Below are 11,974 nucleotides of genomic sequence, written 5' to 3' on the forward strand. Positions count from 1 at the left end.
CGGTACGGTCGCCTTTGGCCATCATACTTGCGCGCCGGGCGGCTGGCCCGCGGCCAGACGGGGGAAGGCGGAGCGGTCGCTGCCGGAGCGGCGGCGCATCCAGGCTTCGAGCTGCCGGAGTAAAAGCGAGAGACCGATCGTCAGCAGCAGATAGATGAAGGCGAGGATCGACAGCGTTTCGAAGTAGCGGAAATTGGCCGAGTAATAGAGCTTGGCGAGCTGACTGATATCGGCGACGCCGAGCACGGACACGAGCGAACTGTCCTTCACCATGGCGATGAAATCGTTCGACAGCGGCGGCAAGATGACGCGGATCGCCTGGGGGAAGACGACAAGTCGGAAGCGCTGGAAGCGGCTGAGGCCTAGCGCTTTTGCCGCTTCGATCTGGCCCTGGTCGACGGCCTGGATGCCGGCGCGAAAGATTTCAGCGATGAAGGACGAATAGCCAATCGTCAGCGCGATGATCGTGCGCCAGACGAAAGGCACATCGCGGGTGACGAGCGGTGTCGTCCAGCCAGCGGAGGCCAATGGAGACGTGATGAAATTATAGACAGCGACGAAGGCCGGCGTGCCGACGAAGGCGACATAGGAGAGCAGCACCAGCATCGGGATGCCGCGCACGATCTCGATATAGAAGCGCGCCATCTGCCTGAGCACGAGGAAATCGGAAAGGCCGAGCAGCGCCAGTGCCAGGCCGAGCAGCATGGCCAACGTAAAGGCGACCAGCGTCACGAAGACCGTGACGCCGATGCCATTCAGCAGAAGAGAGAAAATCTGGGCATAGAGGCCGTTCGCTGCAATTGCGAATGAGGCGGCGATGCCGAGGATAGCGAGGGCGACCAGCCACCAGGGAAAGTCTTCCTTGCCGCGGTGCCCGCCCGGACCTGCCAAAGGTGCCATCAGAGCGGGCTTCCAATATATCGGTCTTCAGAGCTCATTGGCCCATCTTGTAGTCGAGGAACCACTTCTTGTTCAGCGCGTCGAGCGTGCCATCGGCCTTGAGGCTGGCGATGGCGGCGTTGATCGGGGCGACGAGATCGGAACCCTTCTGGAAGATGAAGCCGAAATCCTCGGTGCCGAGCGGGCCGCCGACCAGCTTCAGACCGCCGTTGGAGGCATCGACATAGCCCTTGCCGGCGGTGCCATCGGTCAGCACCATGTCGACGTCTCCCGTCTTCAGTGCCTGCACTGTCGCACCGAAGGTTTCGAAGGTCTTGATGCGCGGGTTCTGCTCGTTGCCGTCGAGGACTTCATAGACGGCGGTGTAGAAGGGCGTCGTGCCCGGCTGCGCGCCGATCAGGGCCTCCTTGACCGCGGCGAAGCTCTTGGCATCCGTGAAGCGCTTCTCGTCGCCACGCACGAGCATGAACTGCTGCGAGCGCATATAGGGATCAGAGAAATCGACCTTCTGCTTGCGGTCTTCCTTGATGGTGATGCCGGTCATGCCGATGTTGTATTGGCCTTCGGAAACGGCCTGGATCATCGCGTCCCAGCTGGTGTTCTGGTACTCGACCTTGAAATTCAGACGCTTGGCGATCTCGTTCATCGCGTCATATTCCCAGCCGATCGCCTTGTTCGTCTTGGGGTCGATGAACTGCAGCGGCGGATAGGCATTCTCTGTGACGACGACGACGGTCCTGCCGTTCAGGTTCGGCAGATCGGCGGCGAAGGCGGCGAAAGGTGCAAGCACGAGGGCGCCAAGGCCCAGAAGGAACGAACGACGGAATGCCATGAAAATCTCCCCGATTAGAGCATGATGCCGAAAAGTGTCAGCGGTTTTCGGACGACATCATGCTCTCCCAATTTGATTCTGGCGCGGATTCAGATTTCAGGTCGATTCGACCTGAAATCATCCGACGCCAGGCTGGCGGAAAACTGTCATATTTGGAAAGCTGCTGGCAAGGCCGTTGCCGTGGCTGCAATCAGAAAAATGGAAAAGCAACTCTAAAACAGGCGGCTGACGGAGAAATTTCCGTTTGTCGGACGCCGACGGCTGGAAGCAAAAAGGCGACCCTAGGGCCGCCTTCAAGCTTTGCGATCCCTATGGAGCGAAACTTATTCTGCTGCCGGCTCGGCTGCAGCAGCAGCTTCGGCAGCTGCCTTTGCTTCTGCGGCTTCGGCTGCTGCCTTCTCGGCTGCGAGCGCCTGAGCGGCTGCGACCTTCTCGGCTTCGATACGTGCCTTCTCATCGGCCAGAGCCTGGCGCTCGGCATCGTTGAGCTTGCGGGCGCGGGTGCCGGTGTTTTCGACGATACGGGCAGCCTTACCGCGCAGGTCGCGCAGGTAGTAGAGCTTGGCGCGACGGACCTTACCGCGGCGAACGACTTCGACGCTTTCGATCATCGGCGAGTAAACCGGGAATACGCGCTCGACGCCTTCGCCGTAGGAGATCTTGCGAACCGTGAAGTTTTCCTGCAGGCCGCCGCCGGAGCGAGCGATGCAAACGCCTTCATAGGCCTGAACGCGGGTACGGTTGCCTTCCGTGACCTTCACGTTGACGCGAACGGTGTCGCCAGCGGAAAATTCGGGAAGCGTGCGCTTGGCTTCGATCTTGGCAGCCTGTTCGGCTTCCAACTGCTGAATGATGTTCATAGTATCAACCTCGTTGTTGGTTCAACAGCCAGAGCGCTCATCATTCTATCTTTGGTCGGACCCGGAGATCACGCCTCGGATATATGCCCGTTCAGGCAGGAGCGAATACGTCTGCTCTTCTTTGCTGGTTGATGGGAAATTTCCCATGCCGGGCGCGCACATACCCTATTGTCACGCCTTTGTCACCCCTTGCGGCTGAATTAAGTGGCGATTAGAGCCAGTTTTGCGGCGCGCTTGAACCAATGTCGCTCATCCAGCCGGGGTTGCCGTTACTTCTTCCACAATTCGTCCAGCAAATCCGGCCGCCGCTCTTTTGTCAGCTTCTCCGCCTGCTCCCTCTGCCATTTGGCGATCGCCGCGTGGTTGCCCGAGGTGAGGATGGCTGGAATCTCTCGGCCTTCCCAGATCTGCGGGCGGGTATAGTGCGGGTGTTCCAGCATGCCGCCTTCGAAGCTTTCGTGCAGGCCGGAAAGATCATTGCCCATGACGCCGGGCAGGATGCGAACGATGGCGTCGAGCAGGATGAGGGCGGCCGGCTCGCCGCCCGAGAGGATATAGTCGCCAATCGAGACTTCCTCGAGGCCACGGCCGTCGATGACGCGCTGGTCGACGCCTTCGAAGCGGCCGCAGATGATGATGACGCCGTCACCGGCGGCCAGTTCGCGCACGCGCTTCTGTGTGAGCGGCTTGCCGCGCGGGCTCATCAGCAGGCGGGGGCGGCTATCGTTTTCGCTGGCATGGTCGATCGCGCGGGCAAGCACGTCCGGTTTCAGCACCATGCCGGCGCCGCCGCCGGCCGGCGTGTCGTCGACGGTGCGGTGCTTGTCGGTGGCGAAATCACGGATCTGCACGGTGTCCAGCGACCATTGCCCGCGTTCCATCGCCTTGCCGGCAAGCGACGTGCCGAGATGGCCGGGAAACATCTCGGGATAGAGCGTCAGGATAGTCGCCCGAAAACTCATGGCGCGGTCACTTCCCAATAAGGATCACTTCTTCGGCTTGCCTTGGGGCTTTTCCGGCTTTGCCGGCTTGCCGATAAGATCGTCGGGGTTGTCGATCAGGCCGGCGGCCAGCGGATCGATCAGGATCTTGCCGCCCTCGAGATCGATTTCGAGCACGGCTGCTTCGGAAAAGGGGATCAGCACGGGCCGTTTGCCCGGCCCCTTCAGCTCCAGCAGGTCGCCAGCACCGAAATCATAGATGCCGCTGACTGTGCCATAGCCGACGCCCTGGTCGTCGACGGCTTCCAGCCCTTCGAGATCGGTGTAGAAGAATTCGTCGTCGTCGAGTTCGTCATCCGGCAGGTTGTCGCGCTCGATATAGAGTTCCAGCCCGTTTAGCGCTTCGGCGGCATTGCGGTCGTTGATGCCGCGAAAGCGCACGATGACGACATTCTTGGCCTCGCGGATTTCCAGAACTTCGAAGCTGCGGCCATCCATGCTGTGCAGGTGGCCGTAATCGCCAAGCGCGGTCGGATCGGATGTATAGGCGCGGGCACGCACCTCGCCCCTCAAGCCCTGTGCGGCGCCGATGGTGGCCATCAATACCGGATTTTGCAGTTTCGTCATGGTCTCTTCGCCGATTGCCGGGATTATGCAGCAGATCCAAAATGCTACAGCGATCGACCTTGGCACTCGTTTGTGACACGCGGCGCTGTCTTTGGTTCTCTCATAGGCTGAACATTTGCCGATGGGAAACAAAAAACGGGCGGCATGTCGCCATGCCACCCGTTTTCAATCAATGCGGGGTCCGATTACTCGGAAGCAGCAGCGGCGTCAGCAGCCTTCTGTGCCTTTTCGGCAGCGCGCTCCTGAGCCTTCTTGCCCGGCTTTGCCTTTTCCGGGTTATTCTTGGCTTCGCGCTTTGCGATGCCGGCTTCGTTGAGGAAGCGCAGAACGCGGTCGGTCGGCTGTGCGCCGTGGTCGAGCCAGTGCTTGATGCGTTCGACCTTCAGTTCAACGCGCTTGGCGTCGTCCTTGGCAAGCATCGGGTTCCAGGAGCCCAGGGTCTCCAGGAAACGGCCGTCGCGCGGCGAGCGAGCGTCGGCTACGACAACGTGGTAGTACGGGCGCTTCTTGGAGCCACCGCGGGCGAGACGAATTTTCAATGCCATGTTCATTCTCCTTAGGCTTTTCTTGACCGCTTCGTTGTGCGGTATGGTTACGTCGCGCTGCTTTTTTCTTGCTGCGTGATCCCCTGGAAACGTCCTGCGTCTTCGGGATCATGCGGCCAGGGGTTACCCTTTGAAATCCGCAGCGATCTGTTCATGATGCCGGATGACTTCCTTGATGACGAAGTTCAGGAACTTCTCGGCGAAATCCGGGTCCAGATTGGCGTCCTTTGCCAGGCGGCGCAGACGCTCGATCTGAAATTCTTCGCGCGCCGGGTCGGCCGGCGGCAGGTCGTACTTGGCCTTCAGCACGCCGACCTCTTTGGTGCAGCGGAAGCGCTCGGCCAGCATGTGCACCAGTGCGGCATCGATATTGTCGATCGACTGGCGGTATTTGCCCAATTGGGCTTTTACGTCTGGATCAATCATGGGTCAGCGATCCCTCTCACTTCTTCTTGGGCAAACCGGGAAGGCCCGGGAAACCACCGCCAAGGCCAGGCAGCTTGGCGCCGCCGAGGCCCGGCAAACCGCCCCCGCCGCCCAGACCCGGCAAACCACCCGGCAGGCCGCCGGGACGGCCGAGGCCTGCCGCTTCAGCCTGCTTCTGCAGGGCTTCGAGCTGCTTGGGGTCCATGTTCGACAGGTCGGGCATCCCACCCATACCGCCGCCGAGGCCCATCTTGCCGGCAAGGCCGCCCATCAGCTGCTTCATCATGCCGCCTTTGCCCTTGCCGCCCATCATCTTCATCATGTCCGCCATCTGGCGGTGCATCTTCAGAAGCTTGTTGATGTCGGAGGCGTCGGTGCCGGAACCGGCGGCGATGCGCTTCTTGCGGGAATGCTTGAGGAGATCCGGATTGGCGCGCTCGGCCTTGGTCATCGAGGAGATGATGGCGAGCTGGCGCTTGAACAGGCGGTCGTCGAGGCCGGCGGCAGCCATCTTGTCCTTCATGCCGGACATGCCGGGCATCAGGCCCATGATACCGCCCATGCCGCCCATCTTCTGCATCTGCTTGAGCTGATCGGCGAGATCGTTGAGGTCGAACTTGCCCTTGGCCATCTTGGCAGCCATGGCGGCTGCCTTCTCGGCGTCGATATTCTCGGCAGCCTTCTCGACGAGGGAGACGATGTCGCCCATGCCGAGGATGCGGTCGGCGATACGGCGAGGATGGAATTCCTCCAGCTCGCCCATCTTTTCGCCGACGCCGATCAGCTTGATCGGCTTGCCGGTCACGGCGCGCATCGAAAGGGCGGCACCACCGCGGCCGTCGCCGTCCATGCGGGTCAGCACGAGGCCGGTAATCCCGACGCGCTCGTCGAAATTGCGGGCGAGATTGACGGCGTCCTGACCGGTCAAGCTATCGGCGACCAGCAGGATTTCGTGCGGATTGGATTTCTTCTTGATATCCGCCATCTCGACCATGAGCGGCTCGTCGATATGCGTACGGCCGGCGGTGTCGAGGATGACGACGTCATGGCCGCCGAGCTTGGCGGCCTGCACGGCGCGCGCGGCAATATCGGTCGGCGACTGGCCTGATATGATCGGCAGCGTGTCGACGCCGGTTTGCACGCCGAGCTGGCGCAGCTGCTCCTGCGCGGCCGGACGGCGCGTGTCGAGCGAGGCCATCAGGACCTTCTTGCGATCGCGGCTGGTCAGGCGGTTGGCGATCTTGGCCGTGGTAGTGGTCTTACCCGAGCCCTGCAGGCCGACCATCATAACGACGACCGGGGCGGGGGCATTCAGGTCGATGCCGACACCTTCGCCGCCGAGCATCTCGATCAGCTCGTCATGGACGATCTTGACGACCATCTGGCCGGGCTTGATCGACTTCAGGATCTCGGCGCCGACGGCCTTTTCGCGGACGCGATCGGTAAAGGAGCGCACGACGTCAAGCGCCACGTCGGCTTCGAGCAGCGCACGGCGAACCTCGCGCAGTGCTGCGGAAACATCGGCTTCCGAAAGCGCGCCGCGGCCTGTCAGTCCATTCAGAATGGAACCAAGACGGTCCTGGAGGTTTTCAAACATCGTTTCTTCCTTATCGATCGCTTGGGATTTGGACTTGGCGCAAGTTTGCGCGGTTCCTCGCCCGAAAACGTCGTGCTTTTCCATGACGAAAACAAGACGCAAAGCCAAAAAGCACCCGAGGGCGCATCGCGCTGTCGGGTGTTGACCTCCGGGATCTCTTTATACCTTAATGGGTCCCGGTCGGTGGCTCGGAGGCTTGTGCTCGTCGCAGATTGCGGGCGATAAACAGGAAAAGGCCGGCAAAGTCAACCCAATGCGGCCGAAATGCCTGAAATGCACGGATGACATCACCATATCGATGTCGATTTGACCATACCAGCGTCTTCGAATTGTTGTATCGATCCCCGGCCGCCAAATGATTCCCCGAGACAGTTCCGAATGAATGATGCAGCCCTGACCGATCTCCTCGCCGCCTGCCGAAACTATACCGGTGGCCGGGTCGACGCCCGTTTCAACGCGGTGGCGCAGGCCTTCTACGCGGTGGCGATGGCCCAGCCGAAGATCGCGGTGCGGGCGGCGCGCGAGCTTAGCCGCCTGCCGCCGCCGGGCGCTGCTATCCTTGCCAATATGCTCGGCACCATTGTCGAGAAGGGCGGGGCGGTCGAGCGCAGCGGTCCGGCCGTGTGGGAGCTCTATCTGGCCTGGCTGCCGCAGATCCATCGCGGCTTTGCCGGCCGCAAGGAGCTGAGCCCGCGGCAAAGGCAGCTGCTCGACGCCTTCCAGCTGCTTAGCCAGTCGGCGGTTTCGCATCTTTCCGGCATGCCGGAGCAGCGTAAGCTTGCGGCCGGCAATAAGGCGCTGATGGCGCAGCTTGCCGAGCTGCAGGATTATACGCCAGGTGCGGCCTGGGTCCGCCAGGTGCTTCTGAGCCGCAGCGACGATCTGCTGGTGCTGCACCTGCCGAGCCGCCAGGGCTTTCGTCTGCGCTATGAGAATATCGTCAATTGCTTTCATCTGTTCACGCTTATCCAGGCAGCCTTCGGCGAGCGGCTTCCTGGCGGCCGTACGCCCAATAGGTTCATTGTCGATATGGCGCGCTGCGTAACCGTAGCAGAAGATGGCAATGACGAGCCCTGGTGGCGCTATCACACCGTGCGGCCAGATGAGCAGGGTCTTGTCGACATTTCCGGCGAGGCATCCGTCGAGACGATTTCGCGCATCGATGGCCGGCAGGTCATCCTGCTTTCCCCGCCGGTGGCAGGCGCGGCATTGTGGGACACGAGTTTCTTCACGCCGCAGCTATTCGCAATGCCGGCGAACGTCGTGCTCGATGAGGCGCTGACGACGCAGGAGGTGGCGGAATGGCTCGCCAGGATTGGTGTGCCGGCCGGCGAAGCGACGGGCGCGCAAGGAGCGGACAAGGCATGACAAGCTCATCCCGCTCGGCTAGGAAAAACCCCTACTATCAGGGTCCGGTATCCGACCACTTCGATGGCCAACGCTTCTTCAATCCTGGTGGTGTCGCGCCCGGCAATGCGTTCGATCTTTTGCGCTGGCAGCTCGGCGGCGGGAGGGTGCGCTGGCCCAATCCCGTCATCAGCGCCTTTCCGCTGGCCAAGCCCGACCGGCATGTCTTCGGCAATCAGATGCGGGTGACTATGGTCGGGCACGCCTCGATGCTGGTGCAGATTGCAGGACTGAACGTTCTGACTGACCCGGTCTGGTCGGAGCGGGTGAGCCCCTTCCGCTCCGTCGGGCCGAAGCGCGTGGTGCCGCCTGGCATCCGCTTCGAGGACCTGCCGCATATCGACCTCGTGCTGGTGACGCATAATCACTACGACCATCTCGATCTCGTGACCCTTGCCCGCCTGCAGCAGGCGCACCGGCCAAAGATCGTCACGCCGCTCGGCAACGACACGATCATCCGCCGTGCCGTTCCCGATGCCGACATCACTGTTGTCGACTGGGGCGATCGTATCGCCCTCAAGGCCGGTGTGACCATCGATGCCGAGCCTTGCCATCACTGGTCGGCGCGGGGCATGGGAGACCGGCGCATGGCGCTCTGGGCGGCATTCGTGCTCAACACGCCAGCGGGCAAGATCTACCATGTCGGTGATACCGGCTTTCACGACGGCATCAATTATGAGGCCGCCCGGCAAAAGCATGGAGGCTTCCGCCTCGCAATCCTGCCGTTCGGCGCCTATGAGCCGCGCTGGTTCATGAAGGGCCAACATCAGAATCCAGAAGAAGCAGTCAAAGGCATGAAGCTCTGCAATGCAGCCTATGTCGCCGGTCATCATTTCGCGACCTTCCAGCTGACGGACGAGGGCATCGATGCGCCCGTTCAGGCGCTGGATGCCGCGCTGAAGGCCGAGGGCGTGGAGCCGGATCGCTTTCGCCCGCTCAGGGCTGGCGAAGTTTTCGATGTGCCGATTGTGTGAGGGGGCGCCAAATATCCCTTCTCCCCCTGGGGAGAAGGTGGCCCGAAGGGTCGGATGAGGGGGTTAAGTCGCCTCGAATTCATTGAGTTCAGTGTGCTCGGGCAAGCCCCCTCATCCGCCTGTCGGCACCTTCTCCCCGAGGGGAGAAGGATTGCGTCGTGCGTCGGCGAACCTTACTGCTTAATCTCAGGCTCGACCAGTTTCGCCAGATTGATCAGCGATTCCTGCCAGCCGAGATAGCAGGCTTCCGGCGGGATGACATCGGGTACGCCCGCCTGTGTGATGTTGACCTCGGTGCCAACGAGGACTTTCTTCAAGGTCACGGTCACTTCCATTTCGCCGGGTAGGTTCGGGTCGTCGAACTTGTCGGTGTAGCGCACAAGTTCGCCCGGGATCAGTTCGCGGAAATCGCCGCCGAAAGAGTGGCTCTCGCCGGTCGTGAAGTTGCGGAACGACATCTTGAACGTGCCGCCGACTTTTCCTTCGAAGTGATGCACGCTGCAGGTAAAGCCATTCGGCGGCAACCACTTGGCAAGTGCGTCGGCTTCGATGAATGCGCGATAGACCTTTTCCGGGCTGGTGGCCAGAACGCGATGCAGGCGTATGGTATTCGGCATGGTCATAATCCCTATGGTGTTACGGAGTGGACGAGCCTAGGACGTGGCAGCTTTTGATAATCCGACATCGAGAATGATTTTTTCTCAAAATGAACTCCGTCAAGGTTTCTGGGTGAGGTCTTCGCTGTGGTCAAAGGACGAGCCACCCGCCCTCGTGGTTCGAGACGGCCCTGCAGGCCTCCTCACCATGAGGGCTACCTCTCCCATCTGGCTGGCAACTCGCTCCGCCCTCATCCTGAGCTTGTCGAAGGATCGGGGCGGCCCGGAGAAGTCCTGCCGATCGTGTGAAAAGTATCGTCCTTCACGCAGCACTGGTAATTCCCCCGCATTTCCGCCATATACAGCTCGACAACAGGAATGATCTTATGAGCAATACGGTCGAATTCGCGAGGATGAACGGGCTTGGCAACAAGATCCTGGTCGTCGACATGCGCGGCCGCAAGGATGTGGTGACGCCCGCGGCGGCGATTGCGCTCAATGCCGATCCGGCGACCCAGTTCGACCAGATCATGGCGATCCACGATCCGAAGTTGGAGGGCACCGATGCCTGGATCGACATTCTGAACTGCGACGGCACCAAGGCGCAGGCCTGCGGCAACGGCACGCGCTGCGTCGTACAGGCGCTGGCGGCCGAAACCGGCAAGAAGGTTTTCACCTTCCAGACCGTCGCCGGAATCCTCAATGCCAGAGAGCATGAGGACGGCACGATCTCGGTCGATATGGGCACGCCCGTTTTTGACTGGGACAAGATCCCGCTTGCCGAGGAATTTTCCGATACCAGCCGCATCGAGCTGCAGATCGGGCCGATCGACAATCCGGTCCTGCATTCGCCTTCGGCGATGTCGATGGGCAATCCGCATGCGATTTTCTGGGTCGACAAGGACCCGATGTCCTTCGATCTCGATCGTTTCGGCCCGCTGCTCGAAAACCACCCGATGTTTCCCGAGCGCGCCAATATCACGCTCGCACAGGTGCTGTCCCCATCTTCGCTGCGTACCCGCACCTGGGAACGCGGCGCCGGCCTGACACTTGCCTGCGGTTCGGCCGCTTGTGCTGCCGCCGTCAGCGCCGCGCGCACCGGCCGCACCGGCCGCAAGGTGACGATCGAGGTTGCCTCCGCACCCGCGCCGGGCAAGCTCACCATCGAATGGCTGGATAGTAACGACCATGTCGTGATGACCGGGCCCGCCGAATGGGAATGGTCCGGCACGGTCGATCCGGTGACGGGCAGCTTCTCGCGCGATCCGGAGCAGGGGGCTCAGGCGCGGTGAGCGGGGTCGAGGTCATTACCTTCGGCTGCCGTCTCAATACCTATGAATCCGAAGTGATGAGGGCCGAGGCGGAGAAAGCCGGGCTCAACAATGCCATTCTGGTCAATACCTGCGCCGTGACGGGCGAGGCCGTGCGCCAGGCGCGGCAGGCAATCCGCCGCGCGCGGCGCGACAATCCGCATGCCCGCATCATCGTCACAGGCTGCGCCGCGCAGACCGAGAAGCAGACCTTCGCCGAAATGGCGGAAGTCGATGCCGTGCTCGGCAACGAGGAGAAGCTGAAGGGCGCCTCCTACCGCTCCTTGCCGGATTTCGGCGTTTCGGCGGAAGAGAAGCTGCGCGTCAATGACATCATGAGCGTGCGGGCGACCGCGCCGCAGATGATCCGCCATATTGATGGTCACGTGCGTGCCTTCATCCAGGTGCAGAACGGCTGCGACCATCGCTGCACCTTCTGCATCATTCCCTATGGCCGCGGCAATTCACGTTCGGTGCCGATGGGGGCCGTAGTGGACCAAGCGCGCAATCTTGTCGAAAGCGGCTATCGTGAGATGGTGCTGACCGGCGTCGATGCCACGAGCTATGGCGCCGACCTGCCGGGTACGCCGACGCTCGGCTTGCTTGCCAAGACGCTGCTGAAGCAGATCCCGGAAATCCGAAGGCTGCGGCTTTCCTCGATCGACAGCATCGAGGCCGACCAGCATCTGATGGATCTCATTGCCGAAGAGCCGCGCTTCATGCCGCATCTGCATCTCTCGCTGCAGCATGGCGACGACATGATCCTCAAGCGCATGAAGCGGCGGCACTCGCGCGCCGATGCCCTCAGATTCATCGAGGATGTGCGCCGCCTGCGCCCCGAGATAAGCTTCGGCGCGGATATGATCGCCGGCTTTCCGACGGAGACGGAAGAGATGTTCGCCAATGCCGTCAGCCTGGCGGAAGAGGCCGGCATCGCGCATCTGCACGTCTTCCCCTAT

At 61.6% G+C, this 11,974-nt stretch carries 13 protein-coding genes; 4 read left to right on the top strand and 9 right to left on the bottom strand.

The window, feature by feature from the left end:
• Positions 1–21 precede the first annotated feature (21 nt).
• From AC13RC_RS31995 to ffh, 8 genes are all read right to left on the bottom strand, one after another.
• On the bottom strand, positions 22–900 hold the full coding sequence (locus AC13RC_RS31995) for an amino acid ABC transporter permease (protein WP_113352922.1): 879 nt from the start codon (positions 898–900) through the stop codon (positions 22–24).
• A 34-nt stretch (positions 901–934) separates the two neighbouring features.
• Positions 935–1,732 (bottom strand): transporter substrate-binding domain-containing protein, encoded by a 798-nt coding sequence (locus AC13RC_RS32000; protein WP_145321986.1) that lies wholly within the window; start codon positions 1,730–1,732, stop codon positions 935–937.
• A 323-nt stretch (positions 1,733–2,055) separates the two neighbouring features.
• On the bottom strand, positions 2,056–2,592 hold the full coding sequence (gene rplS / locus AC13RC_RS32005; protein ID WP_069614778.1) for a 50S ribosomal protein L19: 537 nt from the start codon (positions 2,590–2,592) through the stop codon (positions 2,056–2,058).
• Positions 2,593–2,861: 269 nt separating this feature from the next.
• Positions 2,862–3,554: a tRNA (guanosine(37)-N1)-methyltransferase TrmD gene (trmD, locus tag AC13RC_RS32010; RefSeq protein ID WP_488559593.1), complete on the bottom strand. Its 693-nt coding sequence runs from the start codon at positions 3,552–3,554 to the stop codon at positions 2,862–2,864.
• 24 nt (positions 3,555–3,578) lie between these two features.
• On the bottom strand, positions 3,579–4,160 hold the full coding sequence (rimM, locus tag AC13RC_RS32015) for a ribosome maturation factor RimM (protein ID WP_113330858.1): 582 nt from the start codon (positions 4,158–4,160) through the stop codon (positions 3,579–3,581).
• A gap of 185 nt (positions 4,161–4,345) precedes the next feature.
• Positions 4,346–4,705: a 30S ribosomal protein S16 gene (gene rpsP, locus AC13RC_RS32020; protein WP_069614776.1), complete on the bottom strand. Its 360-nt coding sequence runs from the start codon at positions 4,703–4,705 to the stop codon at positions 4,346–4,348.
• A gap of 123 nt (positions 4,706–4,828) precedes the next feature.
• Positions 4,829–5,131: a chorismate mutase gene (locus tag AC13RC_RS32025; RefSeq protein ID WP_069614775.1), complete on the bottom strand. Its 303-nt coding sequence runs from the start codon at positions 5,129–5,131 to the stop codon at positions 4,829–4,831.
• A 16-nt stretch (positions 5,132–5,147) separates the two neighbouring features.
• On the bottom strand, positions 5,148–6,728 hold the full coding sequence (ffh, locus tag AC13RC_RS32030; protein WP_488559594.1) for a signal recognition particle protein: 1,581 nt from the start codon (positions 6,726–6,728) through the stop codon (positions 5,148–5,150).
• A 378-nt stretch (positions 6,729–7,106) separates the two neighbouring features.
• Here ffh and AC13RC_RS32035 point away from each other — a divergent pair, with 378 nt between their 5' ends.
• Together AC13RC_RS32035 and AC13RC_RS32040 are read left to right on the top strand one after the other, a co-directional pair.
• Complete coding sequence (locus AC13RC_RS32035) at positions 7,107–8,096, top strand: hypothetical protein (protein ID WP_488559595.1); 990 nt, start codon at positions 7,107–7,109, stop codon at positions 8,094–8,096.
• Positions 8,093–9,109, top strand: a complete 1,017-nt coding sequence (locus tag AC13RC_RS32040; RefSeq protein WP_488559596.1) for an MBL fold metallo-hydrolase — start codon at positions 8,093–8,095, stop codon at positions 9,107–9,109. The genes AC13RC_RS32035 and AC13RC_RS32040 overlap by 4 nt, the downstream gene beginning before the upstream one ends.
• 173 nt (positions 9,110–9,282) lie before the next feature.
• On the opposite strand, the gene AC13RC_RS32045 is transcribed toward AC13RC_RS32040, so the two are convergent.
• The gene (locus AC13RC_RS32045; RefSeq protein ID WP_162746327.1) at positions 9,283–9,726 is read right to left on the bottom strand and encodes an SRPBCC family protein; all 444 of its coding nucleotides are present in this window, start codon (positions 9,724–9,726) and stop codon (positions 9,283–9,285) included.
• A 365-nt stretch (positions 9,727–10,091) separates the two neighbouring features.
• Between AC13RC_RS32045 and dapF the strand changes: the two genes are divergently transcribed.
• Both dapF and mtaB read left to right on the top strand, forming a co-directional pair.
• Positions 10,092–10,997: a diaminopimelate epimerase gene (gene dapF / locus AC13RC_RS32050; RefSeq protein WP_488559597.1), complete on the top strand. Its 906-nt coding sequence runs from the start codon at positions 10,092–10,094 to the stop codon at positions 10,995–10,997.
• A partial coding sequence (gene mtaB, locus AC13RC_RS32055; RefSeq protein ID WP_488559598.1) for a tRNA (N(6)-L-threonylcarbamoyladenosine(37)-C(2))-methylthiotransferase MtaB occupies positions 10,994–11,974 on the top strand: 981 nt, incomplete at its 3' end. The genes dapF and mtaB, both read left to right, overlap by 4 nt.

This window comes from Martinezella sp. CNPSo 3890, assembly GCF_057784455.1.

Coding starts and splice junctions, on each gene's coding strand:
- trmD (WP_488559593.1), bottom strand. CDS start 3,554: ATGAGTTTTCGGGCGACTATCCTGACGCTCTATCCCGAGATGTTTCCC.
- AC13RC_RS32040 (WP_488559596.1), top strand. CDS start 8,093: ATGACAAGCTCATCCCGCTCGGCTAGGAAAAACCCCTACTATCAGGGT.
- AC13RC_RS31995 (WP_113352922.1), bottom strand. CDS start 900: ATGGCACCTTTGGCAGGTCCGGGCGGGCACCGCGGCAAGGAAGACTTT.
- AC13RC_RS32045 (WP_162746327.1), bottom strand. CDS start 9,726: ATGCCGAATACCATACGCCTGCATCGCGTTCTGGCCACCAGCCCGGAA.
- AC13RC_RS32000 (WP_145321986.1), bottom strand. CDS start 1,732: ATGGCATTCCGTCGTTCGTTCCTTCTGGGCCTTGGCGCCCTCGTGCTT.
- AC13RC_RS32025 (WP_069614775.1), bottom strand. CDS start 5,131: ATGATTGATCCAGACGTAAAAGCCCAATTGGGCAAATACCGCCAGTCG.
- AC13RC_RS32035 (WP_488559595.1), top strand. CDS start 7,107: ATGAATGATGCAGCCCTGACCGATCTCCTCGCCGCCTGCCGAAACTAT.
- rpsP (WP_069614776.1), bottom strand. CDS start 4,705: ATGGCATTGAAAATTCGTCTCGCCCGCGGTGGCTCCAAGAAGCGCCCG.
- rplS (WP_069614778.1), bottom strand. CDS start 2,592: ATGAACATCATTCAGCAGTTGGAAGCCGAACAGGCTGCCAAGATCGAA.
- ffh (WP_488559594.1), bottom strand. CDS start 6,728: ATGTTTGAAAACCTCCAGGACCGTCTTGGTTCCATTCTGAATGGACTG.
- rimM (WP_113330858.1), bottom strand. CDS start 4,160: ATGACGAAACTGCAAAATCCGGTATTGATGGCCACCATCGGCGCCGCA.
- dapF (WP_488559597.1), top strand. CDS start 10,092: ATGAGCAATACGGTCGAATTCGCGAGGATGAACGGGCTTGGCAACAAG.